At 61.2% G+C, this 19,731-nt stretch carries 11 protein-coding genes; 4 read left to right on the plus strand and 7 right to left on the minus strand.

Annotated features, from left to right (window positions below; all coding sequences use genetic code 11):
• Window positions 1-870 precede the first annotated feature (870 nt).
• Together VGN12_22925 and VGN12_22930 are read left to right on the plus strand one after the other, a co-directional pair.
• Window positions 871-2,394, plus strand: coding sequence for a porin (locus tag VGN12_22925; GenBank protein ID HEY4312320.1), 1,524 nt, complete (start codon window positions 871-873; stop codon window positions 2,392-2,394).
• Between the two features lie 230 nt (window positions 2,395-2,624).
• On the plus strand, window positions 2,625-3,608 hold the full coding sequence (locus VGN12_22930) for a tetratricopeptide repeat protein (GenBank protein ID HEY4312321.1): 984 nt from the start codon (window positions 2,625-2,627) through the stop codon (window positions 3,606-3,608).
• Window positions 3,609-3,650: 42 nt separating this feature from the next.
• On the opposite strand, the gene VGN12_22935 is transcribed toward VGN12_22930, so the two are convergent.
• From VGN12_22935 to VGN12_22955, 5 genes are all read right to left on the minus strand, one after another.
• A complete protein-coding gene (locus tag VGN12_22935) occupies window positions 3,651-4,235 on the minus strand; it encodes a PDZ domain-containing protein (protein HEY4312322.1) in 585 nt (194 codons plus the stop codon).
• A 348-nt stretch (window positions 4,236-4,583) separates the two neighbouring features.
• Entirely contained in the window at window positions 4,584-4,715 is a 132-nt protein-coding gene (locus tag VGN12_22940; protein ID HEY4312323.1) for a hypothetical protein, read from the minus strand.
• A 341-nt stretch (window positions 4,716-5,056) separates the two neighbouring features.
• On the minus strand, window positions 5,057-5,878 hold the full coding sequence (locus VGN12_22945; GenBank protein HEY4312324.1) for a hypothetical protein: 822 nt from the start codon (window positions 5,876-5,878) through the stop codon (window positions 5,057-5,059).
• 245 nt (window positions 5,879-6,123) lie between these two features.
• Window positions 6,124-7,932, minus strand: coding sequence for a PQQ-binding-like beta-propeller repeat protein (locus VGN12_22950; protein HEY4312325.1), 1,809 nt, complete (start codon window positions 7,930-7,932; stop codon window positions 6,124-6,126).
• Window positions 7,933-8,166: 234 nt separating this feature from the next.
• A complete protein-coding gene (locus VGN12_22955; protein ID HEY4312326.1) occupies window positions 8,167-8,577 on the minus strand; it encodes a J domain-containing protein in 411 nt (136 codons plus the stop codon).
• 210 nt (window positions 8,578-8,787) lie between these two features.
• Here VGN12_22955 and VGN12_22960 point away from each other — a divergent pair, with 210 nt between their 5' ends.
• Window positions 8,788-10,170 (plus strand): Gfo/Idh/MocA family oxidoreductase, encoded by a 1,383-nt coding sequence (locus tag VGN12_22960; protein ID HEY4312327.1) that lies wholly within the window; start codon window positions 8,788-8,790, stop codon window positions 10,168-10,170.
• A 117-nt stretch (window positions 10,171-10,287) separates the two neighbouring features.
• Here the strand turns inward: VGN12_22960 and VGN12_22965 are convergent, their stop codons facing one another.
• Entirely contained in the window at window positions 10,288-16,287 is a 6,000-nt protein-coding gene (locus tag VGN12_22965; GenBank protein HEY4312328.1) for a response regulator, read from the minus strand.
• Between the two features lie 683 nt (window positions 16,288-16,970).
• Here VGN12_22965 and VGN12_22970 point away from each other — a divergent pair.
• Window positions 16,971-18,059 (plus strand): class I SAM-dependent methyltransferase, encoded by a 1,089-nt coding sequence (locus VGN12_22970; GenBank protein ID HEY4312329.1) that lies wholly within the window; start codon window positions 16,971-16,973, stop codon window positions 18,057-18,059.
• 180 nt (window positions 18,060-18,239) lie between these two features.
• Here VGN12_22970 and VGN12_22975 read toward each other — a convergent pair whose 3' ends face one another.
• The gene (locus VGN12_22975) at window positions 18,240-19,541 is read right to left on the minus strand and encodes an outer membrane protein transport protein (GenBank protein HEY4312330.1); all 1,302 of its coding nucleotides are present in this window, start codon (window positions 19,539-19,541) and stop codon (window positions 18,240-18,242) included.
• Between the last annotated feature and the right edge of the window lie 190 nt (window positions 19,542-19,731).

Genomic DNA, 19,731 nt, shown 5'->3' on the forward strand with positions numbered 1-19,731 from the left:
AGACGCTGCCATGCCGGCACGATCCGCAGCGAGCGCAACGAAATTCGTCTCCCCGAGCCGCCATGACGGAAACCGGAACGAAAACAACCGCTATTAAGAAGCTTCTGAGCATGGGCTAACTCTCGCGCCGGAAATGGCTGGCGTTGGCACGTGGACTATGAAGGGCAGTTGTGGCCATGCGGCCGGTAGGCAGAGATTTGAAGCAGCGAGGGGGGAATTGCCAAACAGGCGCGACGCGACAGGAATCCAACTCGAAGAAGAGGCGCCGAAGCATTTGCTAGCAACTGGGACGAATGCACCGCGTGGCAGGGCTCGTTAGAGCTTCGGAAATGGGAGAAAAACGCACGTTGGTAAGGATCGGACAGATTAGAGGTTCGCTGCGTCATCTCCGATAAAGCCAACAGAGTTTCGCTGATCGTTAATTTCTACCTGACCAGAAAAAACCGGAACTCTTGACGAGAGTGGACCTTTCGTTGAGCAGAGAAGACCGGACAGAGTAACGCGCGCTTTCTGGTGATTTGGGTACATCCGTGAAACATTGGCGGTCACGGTGACAATGCGGGCCGCAAGGTCCTCCTCAATTAGCTAATCTCGCAAGTGCATCGCTCCATTCCAAGAATTATTTTTGCCCCCCTGTGGGCCTGTTTTGTCCTGTTGGCTGCGGGCCATGCTTCGGCCCAATCGCCAGACGGCGCGCCTCGCGAGTTGACTCGACTGCCGCCGGTCGAGAATGACGGGGCGGCTGCTGAACCTCGGTTGCTACCTATCGCGCCGGGCTCGCTCAAACGGCCGCAGCCCACTGTGCTGTTGGCGTCCTATCAAGACCAAGCGCCGGCTGCCCTTGCGGCGCCGCCTCAACCGGCGCCTAGCATGGATACACGGCTGCGCGAGTTGGAGCAGCTTGTTGGTCAGCAACAGACGCAGGTTGACTATCTGCAAGATCAATTGCGCATCGCGACGACGCCACCGCCGCCTCCTCCGCCCGAGCCCTACAAGATTGGCTCGCTGCCGAAATTGGATTGGAACTGGAATTTTGGTCCCGAGGCGCGGTCACCGAATCGTGACTTTTACTTCCACGTGGGGGGACGTGTGCAATGGGACAACGTCTGGCTCAACAGCAACGACCAGGCCGCGGCCTTGGAGAACACAGGGGTTAACAACGATGCCTTTCAACAGGGCACGTTCTTTCGCCGTCTGCGCATTCGTACCGAAGGATCGATGTACGAAATTGTCGATTGGTGCGTCGAAATCGACTTCGTGCATCAAATTCTGGTGCAGGATCCCACGGTTGCGGCGCCGCAGATTCCCAATGGCTGGCAGAGCAGCGTCGGCACCGGCATCGCGACAGCGCAGAGCCGAATGATCAATACTCCCTCGCCCACCGACTTATGGTGGAACATTCGCGAGGTGCCGCTTTTTGGGAATATCCAAATCGGCAATGAGAAGGAGCCCTTTAGCTTGGAGCGCTTGGAAAGCAGCCGTTACCTGGACTTTATGGAACGCAACTGGGGGCAGGACGCCTTCATTTCACCAACGGCAAACGGCTTTGCGCCGGGAATCTTGGCCTGGAACTGGTTGCCCAGCCGGCGCGGTACGTACGCCTATGGCTTATTCAAGAACGTGACCGACGCCTACGCGTACAACGTCGGTGACGGACAGGCCGAAGGCGCGGGGCGGATTACGCTATTGCCCTGGTACGACGAAGCATCGGGGGGCCGCTACTTTGCACACATTGGAATGGGCGCCGCGATCCGCGGCATTGACAACGGAATTATCACCTACCGTGTGCGCGGCGACTTACGCAATGGACCAGACATTCTTGTGCCAACTTGGGCAACGACGGGCCCGATCGGCGGGCAACTGCAAAACATCCTGAACCCGGAGTTCCTGTTCCAGTACGGCCCGCTATTTGTGCAGTCCGAGTTCCAAGCCAACTGGACGACGAATGCCGTGGCGCAGGCAGGGACCAAGGGCGATGTCGCGCCGGGCGAGCAACTGGGGCAGTTATTCTTTTACAGCTCGTACGTGCAAGTGATGTACTTTCTGACGGGCGAGCACCGCATTTACGACTATCAAAAAGGGCTTGTCGGCCGCGTCATTCCGCGCTCGAATGCCTTTTATCTTCGCGGAAAGGATGGTCGCATCTTCGGCCCAGGCGCATGGCAGGTGGGGGCCCGCTGGAACTACCTGAACCTTAACGACAAAGGGGTGAACGGCGGCGCGCTCAATGCCATGACCTTTGGCGTCAATTGGTTCTTGAATCCCAATATGAAGATTCAGGCCAACTATGACGTGACTTTCCGAGATGCGAATGCCGCGACAAATAGTCCGCTCGGGGGTGGCACCGAAGGGATTATTTACGGCTTTGGAATGCGTGTGGCAGCAGACTTTTAAAGTCCGGATGCGCGATGTCTTGGGTTCGGCTCTACTCGATTCGCCGCGGCCAAGCGGTTTGGGGGCACGGTTCGGCCGACCTGCGAGTTAGACGGCATGAAGCCCGAGCCAAACGAATTGCTCACATTGCCCTAATCGATTCCTAACAATTCGTCGCTAGATTGATTACCTACTCAGAGCCGGATGTGGGGTGCCGGTTCGGGGGCCATACATTTTTTCGGGCGAATCCTGTGTCCTACGCACTGCGCGCGGCCCAAGTCGTTTCGTTTGCCCTCCTTACGGTACCTGCCATTGCTCGGGCCGACGGCAACGCTCGGGCCGACGGCATTGCCGAGGGGGCTCATGTCTTTGCACGACATGCAGGAATGTCGTTCCGTGACGAAGATCGCAGCATCGGCCCCGTACTGCCGGGGATGATGCTGGATGTCATCAAGGTCCAGGGGCCCTGGCTATGGGTCGGTCGCGGCTGGGTGCCGGCGCACGACGTCGTGCCGATGGACAGCGCGTTGGCCTTCTATTGTCAGCAGATTGACCAACAGCCCACCTATTTTGCCTTGGTGACTCGCGCTCGCGTCTATTACGAGCGACGAGAGTACGACCTGGCCGTGGCGGATTGCAGTCAGGCGATCGCATTGGTGCCGGAAGCGGAATCGACCTCGGCACTGAGCATGCGCGCGCGAGCGTTAGCCCGCATTAACCAACACGACCAGGCAATGACGGATCTGAACCGGGCGATTCAAATCGACCCCAAATGCGGAGTGGCATACGCCGGCCGCGGTCATCTCTACTTGGAACTTGGCGATCCGAGCAAGGCACTCGAGGATTTTGATCGCGGCGTGGAATTCGACCCGCGATCGGCATGGACGAGAGGCGGCATGGGCCGCGCGCAGGCTACCTTGGGCGACTATGACCGCGCGATTGCCGATTTCGGCGCCACGCTGGCGATTAACCCTTACCTGCGGGCCATCTGGAATAATCGAGGCAACGCCTGGTTCAAGAAGGGCGACTATTCGCACGCCCTGGCGGACTACACCGTGGCCATCGAATTGGGCCCAACCGCGCAGATCTACTTCAATCGAGCACTCGCCTGGGGGCGCCTAGGCGCCGCAGATAAGGCCGATCGCGACATGGCGAAGGCGCTTGAACTCGACCCAAAATTCGGTCCCGCCAAACGGCACGACCTCAAGCAAGAGCCGGAAGATCAAAGGTCGTAACGCTACGGCATTGGTCCGCTGCCGTCTTCCAAGAATCTCGTCTCAGCCGCCATAGCCGTGCTGGTCGTCGATATCGGCGGGGGTCTCGTCTTCGTAATACGGATGCGGCGCGAGAATACCCGGCGTTACCGCACGTGGTGCGGGAGGTGCGACCAGGGCCTGCGCCGAAGGGCCCGTCGGAGCTACAGGGACGGCAAGGGCGCTGGCGTTACCCAGAGTGGCGACGACGTTTTTCGACCAGCCGCCGCGGTCGATTTTCAACTCGACGCGCGTGTTGGGGCGATAGCTGGCTACCAGGCGAGCCACGTCGCGGTAATTCGAGACCGACTTGCCATCGATGGCCATGATCCGGTCGCCCGTTTGCAACCCAATGGCTGCTGCCGCGCTGCCGGGGAGAACGCGCAGGATCAACACACCGCCCCGGGTGTTGTCGCTCATCGCGACACCCAACGACGCCCTTTGCGATGCCGCTTCAGAGCCGGAATCTGGTTGCCTGGGCGCGGCCGCCGGGCGTGATTGAGACGCGCGTGGCATCTGACGTACCACTTGGCCGGATGCAACTTCTGCCCCTGCTGCCAGGCTGGCGCAACCCGCGATCAATGCAATCCAATGCGGGGCCTTTGCCATGGGAGGCTCTCTTCAAAACGCTCGCGAAGCCGCGGAAATGCGAAGATGCACAGGATGGGATGCTTCTCTAGCGATCCTCTAATCAACTTATATGCGCCTAACCTACAGATGTCAAAGTCGGTATTTCCCGCTAGCAACTTTGCCAAGGGTACTCTGAACGTGGCGACAACTACTCTAGATCACTGCCAAGCTTACCAATTCCTCCGACGCAGCTTTCTCCTACATTGTCGCTGGTGATTCGTAATCCAGGTGGCAGGATTTTCCGATAATTCTGAATAGGCAAATGCCAACGAGTTGCTTGGCTCGCGATCGTCGCGCCGGTTTCAAGACCACTTAAAAGTGCGGATGCTATTCGATGGCCTGGAACTGCATGTTGTCGATCGCGGCATTATTGGCAATCGGCTTAATATCGGGTTGCGCGAATGGTCGCGCGACGAGCGCCCGCACCAGCGCGCCGCTTGCCGTTTCGAACCAAGCCACGGCATCGTCCCCTGCGGCGACCGTTTTGCCAGTGAGCTATCAAGCACCCCTAACCGATTCGCAAAGTAATCGGGAATCAGCGTCGGCCGCACCGCGAGTTGCGCCGAAGTATCGCGACAATAGCAGCGATGGCTCGTCAGGCTGGCATGAGCCCGAGCATCCGGGATATGGCGGTTGACGATATTCTGGAGACGCCAAGGCGCGGTTATTCGCCCGCTAGCCGTAAGTGCTTCCCGCAATAAGCACGGTGCGTCTTCGAGATCCGCGTCACGAATGTTGCATGCTGATTCGCCCGTGGCGAAACAGCAGGGCACAAACGCCCTCGGTAGATAAGAGCCCTTTTACCGCAGCGGCACGATGTAGTAGACGCTGCCATTGAATTCTTGACGGCGCCAGCCACGCGGTGGCGGGCCAAGGGCTGACCGAAGCCTTGCCTCGGCCGATGCGGCTTTGAGAAGACGCTCGCGAGTTTTCGCGTCGACCTTCGAAGTCCGGTCGGCCGATGCTTCGCGATCGTTCTCTTGAACAGCCGTCATGGCCAGGCAGATCGGCGCGGCCTGGGTTTGATCTTTGCGCCCGACGAAGTCGATGCGCATCACGCGCTGGTCCGGCTTGGGATTGGTCCAAGTCGAGGCGTACAGCCGCAGGTGGCAGCCGCGGCTTTTCGCAAAGTCATTTTCTCCCTGCCAGGCAACCTTCGCCTTGCTGGGCTCTTTGGCTCCTTGCGCGCAAAACCAATCGTAAACATTCTCGCCGTAGATGATCGGGATGCGTTCGGTGCTCTGATCTTCGTAATGGACCAGGTAGTGGCCCACCTCGGTGCCGTCGCCGATATTCGAGATTCCGAAGCAAGTGGCCTGCAAAATGTGCAGCTTCGAAAACTGCTTCTTGATCTTGATACCGTCCATATTGGCCGGCAGGGTGTCGAGCACCTGGCTTCCTAATTGGATGAGCCCGGGACCGATCTGGAATTTGATGTCGGCCAGCGTCTGCTCGCCGCGAGGCAACTCGACCAGGCTATTGCCGTTCAGGCCGCGCCCTTGGTTATCGTCGAGCTTGCGATTTTGGTACGGTTCGAGATCAACGTAGAAGGTCTTCTCAACGGCCGAAGCGCGGATCGCGCACGTGCAGATTAAGAACGCTACCAACACGGAAGTCTTCATCGAACGCCTCCCCCGGATCGAGAAACGGACAATCGGTTCGATCGACGCCTCGGGACAACCGCATAATACCGCGGTCGGGTTAACGAATGCAAAAGCAGAATGTTACATTTAGTTGAGATGCTTACTTAGTAACCGCTGGCATCACGGATTAACCGGCATAGTTGCCGGACCGCGCAAATGCCGCAGCTTATTCGCCTGCGGCGAAAACGCATGGCACCGGAGCTAAAGAACAAGCTCAGTGCTCGTTACTTCTCAGCACTCGGCAGTTCGAAGCACGCCATTTCTTCGCCATTGCGGACGAACAGGCGGCCGTGCGCGATGGCTGGGTGGTTCCACGTGGTGCCCTCGAAGACATGGATCCGCGCCAGTTCGACGTGCTTCTCGGGATTGGCCTCGACCAGGACCACGTCTCCCGTTTCACTTAAGACGAGCAACAGGTGTTGGTCGGCCAAGAGCAGCAGTTGCCCGTGACCATAGCGCGCGTCACGTCCGGCGCGCCAGCGGCGCTGGCCGGTTTCGGCATCGACCGCGCAAAAGATAGCGCCGTCGAAGCCGTAGACAATGCCGTCGCTGACGACGAAGTCGTTATAGGCCGGCTTCATGCTGCGCGAGGCGTAGCGCTGTTCGGCCGACCAGGCCGAGCCCGTCTTCGAAAGTTCAAGTCGCACGAGGCCCAAGTCCTCGGAGCCGAGCAGCACCCCTGATTCCCCGATCAAGCGTGGCTGAACGGCGCGCCAGATACCGTTGGCCGCGGCGTCGTGCTGCCACAGAAGTTCGCCGGTCGAGGGGGCGATCGCCACCAGTCCCAGGTCACTAAGGAAGAGAACCTGATTCTGCCCGGCGACGTTAACCAGTTGCGCCGATCCGTAGCTGACCGGACCGGCCGCCACGTTCCAGGCAGGTTCGCCTGTGCCGGCGCGATAGGCGAGGATTCCCTTCTGATCTGGCCCGCCGGCATAGACGACGACCACGTCGTCGACCACTAAGGGAGAACTGGAATAACCCCACATGGGAAGTGGCGCCGCGGAGTCAGTCACGATGTTTCGCGACCAGAGCGCGGCGCCCGTCGCGGCGTCGAGGCAATTCAAAATGCCGGTCGCGCCGAGAGCGTAAATCTTGCCATCAACGAAAGTCGGCGTGGCGCGAGGACCGGCCCCGGCCTGGCCATCCCAAAAGCGCGCGACATCTTCGTGCGCCCAAATCTCACGCCCTGTGGCCGGGTCGAGGCAAACGGTCGCCTCGTTTTCGCCACGCTGCTCTTGCGTATAGACGTGGTCGCCGACGATCGCGAACGACGACCAGGCCGGCCCGACACGTTGCTTCCAAAGTTGCTCGGGTGGATTCTTTTCCCAATCGGTGCCGATCGTGAGCCCGGTGACGACGCCATCACGCGTTGGACCACGCAGGGCCGGCCAATCGCCCGGGCCGAGCAGGACCGGTTGGACGTCGGCCGTGGTTGCTTCGTCAGTTTTGGTGTCGGCTGATTGAGCGGCGCGCTCGGCCAGATACAGATCTTCGGCCTTCGGTGCCCAGCGCCATTTGACGTTAGCGTGCAGATCGCCATTTAATCCGTCGCTGCGCACGAGAGCCACCGAAGACCAACTAAGCGCGATCACCGCGACCAGGCCGATCGTGCGAACATTGGCCGAAACCAAGCTACCTACGACCAGCCATAGCGCCCACACGGTGAACGTCACCGGCAGTCCGAAAAGCAGCGCACCGACGGTCTGCAGCGTCTGTTGCGACACGGCCACGGCGACGACTGCTCCCAGCAATAATGCCGCCAAACCCCACAGTCGCTCGGACCGCGTGACTTTCTTGGTCAGCAACCACCAGAGGCCGAACACAATCGTCAGAACCAACGTGGCGATCACGCTGGTAAAGAATTGGGCAAAGATCGGCAGGTCGACGATCGTGGGGATCATGTACACAGCCCAGAACAGCGCAACTAACGCCACGGGCAGCCACATCTGGGCCGGCCGTCGGGATGCGGCGACTGGGGACGTCGCCTGCGAACCAAGATTCTGTGGTGCGTCTGGAGTAGCAACCGACATGACACGATCTCCTGATAGCTGGGCCGCCCCAGTGATTACGCAACGGTCCGTTTAGAGCTATTCGCCGTCGACAATCCATTATTGGGCCGTGATAGTGCTCAGGCCGTCGACGGATCAAAGACTTTGAGCCGCAGATTTCACAGATGACGCAGATGAATTCGCCGAAACGCCACGTACTCTTAGAATCTGCGGATGAGCCCATCGAAATCTGCCAGGGTGCTACCCCCTGACGTGCTAGTTTTTGGAACCTGGGCTGGCGGCCGTGCTTTGCTCGCGGACCAGCCGTAAGGCCTCTTCGAAATACCCTTGCAGCATCCGAAAGCGCCGCTCGTCCCCTCCACGATCGGGATGCAGCGTCTTGATCTTATTACGGTAGGACTTCGTCAACTCGTCCTCAGAGCACGGCCATTCCAAACCGAACACCGCGACGCAGCGCGGAATCTTCGGTCGCGCCCATTCCGGCGTCCCCATATCGCGGTACACGATCGTCGAAATGGCGCGACGTAGGGACCGCAGATAACGTCGAAAATCGACGTAAGCAAAGATGTAACCCAGCACCGGCAGCGCGATGGCCACCGCGATAAAAGCCACCAACGCCAAGGCATCAAGGGAGTCGGGCCAGGAGTGGGGAGTAGCTTGGGCCATTGAGGGTTTGTTATATCGCGGCGCGCAAAACCTCGCTAACCCAGGACAGGCACCGACAACGCAGGTAGAAATCTTTGCATCCGGTACCCAAATCGGTTACTCTACTGGGGTTACCGCCCACCGCGCCTGCGCTTGGCGCACCCAACCAGCCCACCGCGCTGGTTGCATGACGTTTCCACGCCTGACACCGAAATCACCAGGAGATTCGCCGTGAGCGAAAGTTCCTCGAGCGGCCTGTCGCGCCGCGAGCTGTTGAAGACCACGGGGCGCGTTGCCGCCGCTACGGGGCTGGCCGGCATGATCGTGCCAAAGGTACACGCTGCCGAGAGCAATACGATTCAAGTCGCGCTTGTCGGCTGCGGCGGGCGCGGCACTGGCGCCGCGGTGAATGCGCTGTCGACGACGTCCGGCCCCACGAAGCTCGTGGCGATGGCCGATGTCTTCCCCAAGAAGCTGCATGGCAGCTACGACGCGCTGAAAGCGCAGTTTGCCGAGACTCCGAACAAAATCGACGTCGCCGACGATCGCAAGTTCGTCAGCTTCGACGGCTACAAGCAAGCCATGGATTGCCTGAACCCGGGCGATGTGGTGATCATGGCCACGCCCCCCGGTTTCCGCTGGGTCCATTTCAACTACGCGATCGACAAGGGCTTGAACGTGTTCATGGAGAAGCCGACCACGGTCGACGGCCCCACGACGCGCAAGATGCTCGAGTTGGCCGACAAGTCCGTGGCCAAGAACCTGAAGGTCGGCGTCGGCCTGATGTGCCGGCACTGTACCGCCCGGCAAGAGTTGCACGATCGCATCAAGAATGACGAGATCGGCGATATCGTCCTGATGCGAGCTTATCGCGCCGCGGGCCCCACGGCTCACGCGTTCGCGCTGCCGAAGCCGGCCGATTTCTCCAGCGAGTTGCTCTATCAAATTCAAGAGTTCCACGCCTTCTTGTGGGCTAGCGGCGGCGCCTTTAGCGATTTCTTGATTCACAACATCGACGAATGCTGCTGGATGAAGGACGCCTGGCCCGTCGAAGCCAAGGGCTTTGGCGGTCGTCATTACCGCGGCGATTTCATTGACCAGAATTTCGACACCTATACGACCGAATACACGTTCGCTGACGGTTCGAAGTTCATGCTCGAAGGGCGCACGGTCGAAGGGTGTTATCCCGAGTTCGCCAGCTACGCCCACGGCTCGAAGGGCTCGGCCGTGATCTCGACCGCCGGCCACTCGCCCGCCCGCTGCCGCATCTATCGCGGTCAGAAGATGGACAGTGCCGACCTGGCGTGGCGCTGCAAGCAACCCGAGCCGAACCCGTACCAGTTGGAATGGGATCACCTGATGCAGGCGATCCGCGAGGACAAGCCGTACAACGAGTGCCGCCGCGGGGCCGAGGCCAGCCTGGTGACCTCGATGGGTCGTTTGGCTTGCCACACCGGCCAAGTCGTCACGTACGATCAGATGCTGGCGCACGATCACGAGTTCGCGCCAGACATCGACAAGCTAACGATGGATTCGCCGGCGCCGCTATTGGCCGGCTCGGACGGCAAGTACGCTGTGCCGCAGCCTGGCATCAACAAGACGCGCGAATACTAAATCGCGTCGCATTGTCGCCATCAAGATGTGCTATTCAAACGGGCTCGGTCGCTCACGGCGACCGGGTTCGTTTTTTTGTAGGATGCCGCTCGGTACGGCACGGCCCGCAACGGTCCGCTAGCGCGGCGCGGAGACCAGTGCCTCGTCGGCCGTCGCACTTTCGCGCGCGGCGCTGATCGCGGCCAGGATGCGGAACAGCTCGTCGGGCTGCAGTGGCTTCGAGATGTGGCCGTCCATGCCTGCCTGTTGGCAGCGGTCTTCGAAGCCTTTGTAAGCGTGCGCCGTGAGCGCAATGATTGGCGTGCGCCGACCGGTCGCGACTTCGCGCTCGCGAATGGCGGCCGTCGCGGTCAGACCGTCCATGTCGTGCATCTCGACATCCATCAAGATGACGTCGAACGTGCCCTGCTCCCACGCCTCGAGTGCTTCGCGTCCCGAGCTGGCCTTGGTGACGGAGTGGCCGAACAGTTCAAGCAAACCGGCTGCGACTTCTTGATTCACGGGACTGTCATCCGCGATCAACACGCGCAGCTCCGGTCCGCAAGCATCGATCGAGCCGACTTTTCGATCCGCGTCGCCCGCGTCGCTGGCGCCGACGATCGACTGGATCGAGGCCACGATCTCGCGGCGTTTCACCGGTTTGGTCAGGCAATGTTTGATGTCCAGCTCCTGGCACTGATCCGAGCAATCGGCCTGCCCGGCCGGAACCAGCAACATGATCGGCGGCAAGGGGAGTGTCGTGCGTTCGCGCACCGATCGCAGCCAGTCGAATTCCGTGGGATCCGCCGACGAGACATCGACGACGAACATGTCCGGGCGCGAATCGACATCCGCACCGTCCCATGAGAGCTGGTCGGCCTCGCTCGGGTCGATTGTTGTGACTTCGAGTCCCGTGGCGGCCAGCATGTCGCCATAAGCGCACCGCGCGCGTTCGTTCGCCGAGGCCAGCAGGACGCGCATTCCGGGCGCGACCTGCCAAGTCGTTGATGTCTGAATGGGCGATTCGGACGTCGCGGTTTCCGGCGCCGCCTGCAGCTCGACGTCGAAGTGGAACGTACTGCCATGATCGGCCGTGCTTTCGACCCAGATACGCCCTCCCATCAGGGTCACCAATTGTGACGAGATGGCGAGCCCCAGCCCGGTGCCACCGAAACGCCTTGTCATCGAGCTATCACTCTGACGGAACGCCTCGAAGATGCACTGCTGTTTCTCTGCCGGGATGCCGATGCCGGTATCCTGGACCGCGAAATGCAACGTGACGGTGTGATCCTGACGATGTCGCAGTTCGACACGCACCAGGACGTCGCCGCGCTCGGTGAATTTGATAGCATTGCCCACCAGATTCATGATGACTTGTCGCAACCGTCCGGGATCACCGAGCAATGCTTCCGGCACGTCCGAGGCCACGTGGCAGGTCAGTTCGAGCCCCTTTCGCGAGGCCGTCACGGCCAACAGCCGCGCCGCATCCTCGACGACGTCGCGAACCGAGATCTCAATGCATTCCAGGTCAAGGCGGCCGGCCTCGATCTTCGAGAAATCGAGAATGTCATTCAACAAGATCAGCAGGGCCCGGGCCGAATCCTTGACGATCGTGAGATTGTTGCGTTGCTGAGAGCTGAGCGTGGTGTTCAACGTCAGCTCGGTCATGCCGATAACGCCGTTCATGGGCGTGCGAATTTCATGGCTCATCGCGGCCAGGAAGCGGCTCTTGGCCTGATTGGCGGCTTCGGCGGCATGCTTGGCGACGGTCAATTCGCTTTGCGCGTCGAGCAGTTCGTGTGCCACGCGTTCCAGCTCGCGATTCGACGCAGCCAATTCCTGCGAACGTGATTCGGCCGCCGCGGTGCGCTCTTCGACGCGCTGTTCCAGGCTTTCATTCAAGGTTTGCAGTTGCGTAAAGCCTTCGGCATTTTCCAAAGCGGCACCGGCGATCGTGGCGATGTAATCGGCCAGCCGCTCTTCATCCGCACCAAATAATCCGCGGACGTGCTCGTGCGTGACGTACAAACAGGCCACGGCCGCGCCGCGTACGTACAGCGGAGTGCAGAGTGCCGATCGCTCGCCGCCGGCATCGGCGCTGTTGCCATTGCGGCCGCCGCGCTCTTCGATAAACGCCACGGCTCGCCGCACGCGCAACGCTTCGCGCAGCTTCGCTTCGTTATATTCGCCCGGAATCCCGCCCCCGGCGCGTTCGAAGCGGATCCCGTCATCTTCTTGCACGATTTGCAGGATCAGGCAGTGTTCGGCGCGCAGCAGCCGCAGCGCCGCGGTCCGTGCTTCGTCTTGGATCAAACGCGGCGACAACGCCGATGCGATGCGGCGCCCCCAATCGAGCACGGCGTCGAAGCGATCGGCCAGCGACAGGCTGGGGGGCGCCGCGGCCAAGCTGTCGGCTTGCGGCGTCGAGAACGTGTTCAGGTCGGCGAGTACGCCTTGGGCTTCGGCCTTCTGGGCTGCTGCGTCGAGCAGCCCTAGCTCTTCAGAAAGTTCAGCCTTGGCAAGCAAGGTTTGTGCGTATTCGAAGCGCGCCGCCTGCTTCTTGGCCACGGCCAAACTTTTATTCAAGGAGCGCATCGCCCGGCGCGTTGCGCCGCGCATGGCCTGGATCAATCCCAACTCGCGCAGGGCGTGTGGCAAGTCGTTCTGGCACAGCCAGCAAGCACGCACGGCACGGCGTGCCGCCTTTTCGGCCCGCCGTAACAGCGCCTCGCGGCGCGCGGGCGACTGATCGCGCACCGCCGCGGCCTGTTGACGCAAGATCGTCGCCAGCCAGGGCAAGAATGGCAGCGTGTAGGCATTACGAACCCCGGCCGTGTAGGCCACGTCAATCGCGGTCTGGATCAGATCCTCCGCCTCGTCCAAATGCCCCGAGCTGAGCATTTGCAGCGCGTGGGCGAACAGTACCTGCGCCTTGCCCTGCACATCATGACGCGGGCGTTCCAATTCCTCGTCGAGGATTGCTTCCGGAATAAGACCGGTCGCGCGGACCCACAGATCGAGGTTGATGCCCGAGGCTTGTTCGTCGCCGAGTTCGATTCCCGATCGGTAGTTGAGCTGCGCTTCTTCTAAGGCGCCGCGCAAATCGCCCATGCGGTAGAGCGACGCGGCGATCTGGTAGCGGGCGATATGGCATTGCCAGTAGTCGCCGGTGCGTTCGAGTAGTCGGATGGCTTCGCGGCACTTCTCAATGCACAGCGTAAACTTCGAATCTGCATAAGCCACGACGCCGTAATAATGCAGCGACTGTCCCTGGCCGGAAAAGTCGCCAAATCGCCGGCGAATATCCAGCGATTTCTGAGCATAGTTTCGGGCCCGGCTCAGGTAGCCCACCAGCGTCAATCCCGGCGCGTGCTCGGCATAGGCTTGCGCCAGTTCGGGTGTTGGCAGGTAACGCTCGGCCAGGTTCATATTGCGCAAGTGGGCCCACATCACGTGGACCAGGCTGCGACAATACCAGCAGCCGTGAGCCAGATTCGAGAGTAACTGCAGGGTTAATCGTTCGGTCTCGTTGGGCAGTCGTCGTTGCCGATGCACGAACAGGCTCGGCAGCAGGGTGTGCATAAGTTGCACGCCCCCTTCGCGGACCACTTGCGATACCAAAACAGCCCAGCGATGCGGAACAAACCGCCCGAGCTCGCGGAGGGCCGCCTCGAACGATTCGATTGCCCCCTCCATGTCGCCACGTTTAAAGGCCAGTTCACCCAGCTTGTTGCGAATCTGTGCCTTCGCGAAGCTTCCTTCCGCGACCGTGGCGGCCGCGGCCAGTTGCCAGCCTGCCTCTTCGTAGCGGCCGCGCAACATGAGCACGCCGCCCAGTTCCTCGGCCACCTGGTAGCGGACCTTGGACTCGGCCGTGACGGCGCCGCGCGCGGCGATGCCATATTGCTGTTCGGCGACTTCCAGGGCGTATTGCGCACGCGCCTGGCCGGCCGCCTTCAGCGCGTACGGCAATGCCGAGGCCGAATCGCCGGCCTCGTCGAAGTGGTAAGCGATTTCGGCGTTCCGCTCGCCATGATGATGCTGCAAATATCCGGCCGCCCGGCCGTGCAACGTGCGACGGTCCCCTGCGACTTGCGTTTCGAGCAGCGCCGAACGGATCTTGTCGTGTACAAACACGCAGCGGGCACCGTCGGGGCGCACCCAGACCAGGCGACGCTGTCGTGCCACGTCCAGCGCGACGATCGATCTTGCCGCTGACTGCGCGCTCAACTCCGCCGCGACGTCGAGCTCGAATTCTTTGCCTAGTACTGCGCCGGTCGCGAGCAGGTGCCGAGTATCCTCGGGCAACATTTGCAGGCGCCGCGCCAGGAACGTGGCCGCCGCGCTCGACGATTGCACGTCATCGACGTCCAGCGAATCGACGCGCCACTCGGTCGCCTCGCGCACGAGCGCGCCTGATTCCACCAGCCCCCGCAACACGGCGGACGCCATGAAGGGGCTGCCATCGGCCAATCGCGTGATGGCCTGCACGACCTCTTCAGGTAGCGGCCCGGCCATCGATTCGACAAGTTGACGAATCTCGGGGGGCGCGAAGGGGGAAAGTCGCAGATGCAAATCGGGGTCGACGCGCCGCAGCAAGTGCCCCTCGGCGACTTCCTCGCTGCGGAACGCTACGACCAGCATCACGTGGCTTGCGGCCACATCGGCGCGTTGGTTTTGCCAGCGGCGAATCAACCGATACGTCAACTCGTCGGCCCATTGGCAGTCGTCCAGGACCAGCAGCACGGGGCGCTCGGGGGTACCGAGTGCGTTGATGAAGCTGGCCAGGGCGTTGAGCGTGCGCAATTCGCCGGCCGCCTCGGGTGCAAATGCATAACCGTCCGAACCGCCAAAGGCGCTGGCCAGTCCCGGTAGCGCGGCGCCGACGCTGGGAGCGAAGTCGCCCAAGCGCGCCCGTACCGCGGGAAGCAGCGCGGGATCCGCCGCCGCGGCCGACATGAAGCCGTCGACGATACCGCTGAGCAGTGCGAAGGGCTGGCGCGCGACTTCGTTGGTGCCTTGCCCCCACAGCGCCCAAAAGCCATGCGACGCCGCGCGGAGCGTCGTTTCGGCGAGCAGTCTCGTCTTGCCGCCGCCCGACTCGCCTTCCAAGTAAATCAAGCGCGCCTGTCCGCGACGGGATCGATCAATCTGCTCGTCGACGCCGGCCAGTTCTCGTGCGCGAGCCACGAAGGCCGGCTCGGTCAGCGTCTGACGCTTGTCATGGGCACCGATGACGATCGCGGGCTCAAGCTCGTGAGCGGCCAGGGCGTTCTTGATCGCGTCGATGTCGGCCAGGGCCCCCTCGGCGGATTGATAACGGTCGCGGGGGTCTTTGCGCAGCAACCGACCGACCAACTCGTCCAGGGCACGCGGCACGTTAACGCCGATCGTCCGCAAGTCGGGCACGCAGGCCGTCATGTGCTCGAAGAGGATCGCTCCCAGGGTGCCCCCAGAGTACGGCGGCCGACCGGCCAGGCAGTGGAACAATGACACCCCGGCCGCGTACAAGTCCGAGGCCTCGGTCACGTCGTGATCGATCGAACCGGCTTGCTCCGGCGAGACGTAGAGGGCTGCGTCGAGCGCCTGCTCGCGGAGCCGCGTTTCTTCGAGGTACAGGGCCGGCGAGGGCTCGAATTCGACCAGCACGGCGCGGGTGATCGGACCGTCAGTGTTGACGATCACGTTGCTCGGCCTTACCCCCCGGTGCAGTAACTGCCGACCATGCATGTCGCGTAGTGCTGAAAAAATCGCCGTGGCCACGACCAGGGATTCGTCGAGCGTCAATTGGCGGGTTTCGAGGACCCCCTTCAGCGGTGCGCCTGGAATGTAGGCATAGACCAACAGCAGGTCGTCGCCGTCGCGTCCGACGTGCAGAACGCGCGGCAGCCACGGACTATCCAGCGCGGCGAGGTGCGTGGCCTCGAATTCCAGCCGCATCAAGGCGCCGGGGTGCATCGTGTTCGCCGCTATGATTTTCACGACGACGTCGCGGCCGTCGGTGAAATCGGTGGCGAGGTAAGCGCGGAAACCATCGCACACGTTCAGGCACTGGCGCAGGTGATAACGCGAGCCAACGATGTGCCCTGCGCGCGCGAGCGTCTCTTGTGCGATATCGAACTGCGCTTGAGTGGTCACGTCATTCCCCGCTGCAGCAGGGTGCGCGCAGCGGCGCGGTCTCGAGACTCGCGCACGCAGGAATAGCTCCAACGCCCAGCAGGCGCAGCTGCGCACCCTGTGAAAGTTAGCTGCGCATCAAGACTTCGGTAGCGCACCCATCGAATGTGCAGCATCCGCATGTGATTTCTGGACCGGTCGGCGAGGCTCTTTCGACTTTAACGACTGCGAAAGGAAACAGATTCTGCGCGATGATCGCTTGCCGCGGGTGATGACGAATTCGCGCGCGTCTTGGAAGGAGCAATCGGCACAACTGGAAAAATTTGCGCGCGCCGCATGGGCTGAACACACTATCCGAAAAATCCGGACGTTTGTTGTCTTCGCGCGGATTTTTTCCTTGCGTCGCGATAGAGGATTCGTGATAACCGTATCTCGTGCAAATTGGTCGGTGTCGCTTGTCCTGTCGGACGCTTGGCGATTGTTATGTGTTCTTCGAGCAGAGAATCCCGTCTTTCTGAATGTTCTCTGCTGGCAGCGGATCGACCTCTACGTTGTTTTCGTTCGATGTGCGATCCCAATCTAGTCGCGCTTGATAATGCGGCAACGCATCGCGTTGTTCCCACCGTCGGCGCGATCAGCATGAAGTTTCGCCTTGAGTGCGTACCCCCGTCGGAGTGTTTCTTTTCTTGGCAAGGGAAATTGTCATGGACCCCTCAGTAACTCGCTTCTTTGCGGAACACGTTCCTCGATTCACACAAGCACTGGAAGAGTTCGACCGGCACATTGATCGTCAGGCCGAGCCTGAATCCGATGCCTTGCTGGCCGAGTTGACGCACTCGATCAATGCGTCGTTGGCGGACTGCACCGCAGTTGAAGCGGAGTTGCGGAACGGGGATCCGCAAGTCTTGAAAGACGCGCAAATCTGCTACCGCGAAGCAATTTGGCCCTGGTTTGGCCAGAGTTGGTTCATGAACCACGCGCTGAGCAAGCCACGCGGCTATCCGGGCGATTACCAAATGCTGAACGCGATCTACGACGGGGAAACGCGGTCGCGCGGCTTGGGTGGCTATCTGGACCGGTACTTCATGAATACCCAGTTAGGTAAGGCGGTTAAGGCGCGCTTGGCCTTGGCCCGCAAGTTCCTACTCGAGGAGTTGGACCGCCGGCCGGGGGACGTGGCGGTTTTAAATGTCGCGTGCGGACCGTGCCGTGAATACTTGGGGGGGATCCCGGCGCGCGACGGCAATGCGACTATCACGCTGGTCGACAACGACCCGCTGGCGCTCGACTACGTGCAGGCCAATGTGGCGCCACAGTTGGGCGGAAATGCCAAGATGAATTTCGTGCGCTACAACGCGCTGCGTATGACGTCGGCTGCGGTCAACGTCGAACGATTCGGCCGTAGCGATGTTATCTACAGCGTTGGCCTGTGCGACTACATCCCCGACAAGTATTTGATTCCGCTCTTGCAAGGTTGGCGCGAGTCGTTGCACGAAGGGGGCGTCGTGTACGTGGCCTTCAAGGATGCCACGCGTTACACCACGCCAGAATATCAGTGGTTGGTCGATTGGTTCTTCTTGCAGCGCACGGCCGACGATTGCCGCCAGTTGTTCCAGCAGGCGGGATACGATCTCGACGAACTGGACAACGTGCGTGACGAATCAGGGATCATCATCAACTACATCGCGCGCAGCAAGGTTCCAGTGTTCGTCCGTCTGGACGCGCCCGAATCAGTTCCGGCTCCGCAGCGAGTCGATGTTCCTGCAACCACGGATGCCAATCGCGTCGTCTAACGACGAGGTTTGCAGTCTGGAAGTAAAACAACAAAGCGGCATGCCTTGTTCCGCGAGGCATGCCGCTTTTCTTTGCGCAGCGATCACGCGCGACATTGAACACGCGCGAATTCAACGAACCTCTCCGGCTGCGGCGCACTGCCGCGAGCGAACCATCGGCACGACGGCGTACGCGCCCGATTAAAACGGGCGGATCAGGCTCACCGAGATCGCGTCCACTTGCGGGCGGATGAAGCTGCCGCTGAAGTCGCCGGGCCCACCGAGCGGACCAATCAGGCCACTTTGCCCGACGTGGACGCCGCCGGCAAAAGCGTGCGCCCAGGCGAAGTCGAGCAGCCATTGCCCAAACGACATGCCATAGCCCACGGTGAACGTGTTGGTAAGCGTGGCCGGCAAGAACGGTGTCAAGAACGACGTGGGAACCGGATTCGGATGATAGACGTATCCGATGCGGAACGTACCGCCGATCGGCAGGATTTCTTCATAGCCCAGCTTCATGGACACGCTGTCGTGCCAGTTCAACGGTAGGCCCTCGTGGATCACGGGAAAGAACGGGCTCGTCGAGTCCTGCAACGTCAAACCTACCTGGCTGAATGCGCTGGACCAGTCGTACCAGATTACGTCCATGGCCACGGTTCGATGGGGGCAAATCTTATGACGCATGCCGAGTGCCACGGATTGAGGCCAGGTGATGTGCGTCGTGGCGGTTTGGTAGGTCGTCGACAGTGGCAGGCCGCCCAGGTTCGTGCTAACCGCGGCGGAGCCGTGCAGGTTGAACGTCGTGCCACTTTGATAGGTGAGTCCGATCGTCGTATCGTCGGTGAGCAAGTATTGCATGGCCGCCGACCAGACGGGGCTCGCGCCGCCGCCGTGTACGTCGATCAGCACCGGCGTGCCGGCCGGAACGCCGGTCGGGTTCTGCAGCACGTACGGTCCCTGCAATGATGCGTAACCGACGCCCACGCCGAACGTACCGCCGATAGAAAGACGGTCGGTTACCTTGTAGGACAGGCCGGGCAGAATCTTGCTCAACGACCCGAACGATTCATATTTTTGCGTCCCATTGAAAGGATCGACCGGCGGATACGCCGTGGCGGACATCCAATAGTGCGACGAGAAACCGGCCGGCGTAAACATGCCCAAGCCGAACGCCCAATCGCCGTCGGCGCTCTTCTTCACATAACCGAGTTGCGGCAGCGGCGTGAAACCGGTGCTGACGCCCGAGCGCGTGGGATCGGAATAGCGGAGATTGCTCAGGATGCCGTCGCCGCCGACGTCAAACAGGCCATTGCCCTGGACGTTGGTCATGGCGGCCGGATTGTCCAGCAGCATGGCGCCGTTATCGGCGTAGCCCAGGTTCGTGCCGCCACGACCTAGCGCGCGCGGTGAAACACCATCGAGAATCACACCGTCGGCCCGGACTTTTGTTGTAGCAAGAAGCACAACAGCCAAAGCCAACCACGGCATCCATGTCCGCCGCATGGTTCGCAATCCTTTGCGTTGGCGAAACGAGGAGACTGCTCCCTTGGGGAGTCGGCCGTCGAACGGCCGCCCTCTTTCGGATTGCATCGGCGCGCGAGGCTGCGCAGGCCGCAGCGTTGCGGATAAAAAGTAGCGCCCGAACGAAGCGCGGGGGCGGTCGTAACGATTAGCGAAGCCCTGCCGTCGCGAC

The organism is Pirellulales bacterium (assembly GCA_036499395.1).
Lineage (GTDB): Bacteria > Planctomycetota > Planctomycetia > Pirellulales > JACPPG01 > JACPPG01.

Coding starts and splice junctions, on each gene's coding strand:
- VGN12_22925 (HEY4312320.1), top strand. CDS start 871: ATGGATACACGGCTGCGCGAGTTGGAGCAGCTTGTTGGTCAGCAACAG.
- VGN12_22945 (HEY4312324.1), bottom strand. CDS start 5,878: ATGAAGACTTCCGTGTTGGTAGCGTTCTTAATCTGCACGTGCGCGATC.
- VGN12_22970 (HEY4312329.1), top strand. CDS start 16,971: ATGGACCCCTCAGTAACTCGCTTCTTTGCGGAACACGTTCCTCGATTC.
- VGN12_22975 (HEY4312330.1), bottom strand. CDS start 19,541: ATGCGGCGGACATGGATGCCGTGGTTGGCTTTGGCTGTTGTGCTTCTT.
- VGN12_22935 (HEY4312322.1), bottom strand. CDS start 4,235: ATGGCAAAGGCCCCGCATTGGATTGCATTGATCGCGGGTTGCGCCAGC.
- VGN12_22950 (HEY4312325.1), bottom strand. CDS start 7,932: ATGTCGGTTGCTACTCCAGACGCACCACAGAATCTTGGTTCGCAGGCG.
- VGN12_22955 (HEY4312326.1), bottom strand. CDS start 8,577: ATGGCCCAAGCTACTCCCCACTCCTGGCCCGACTCCCTTGATGCCTTG.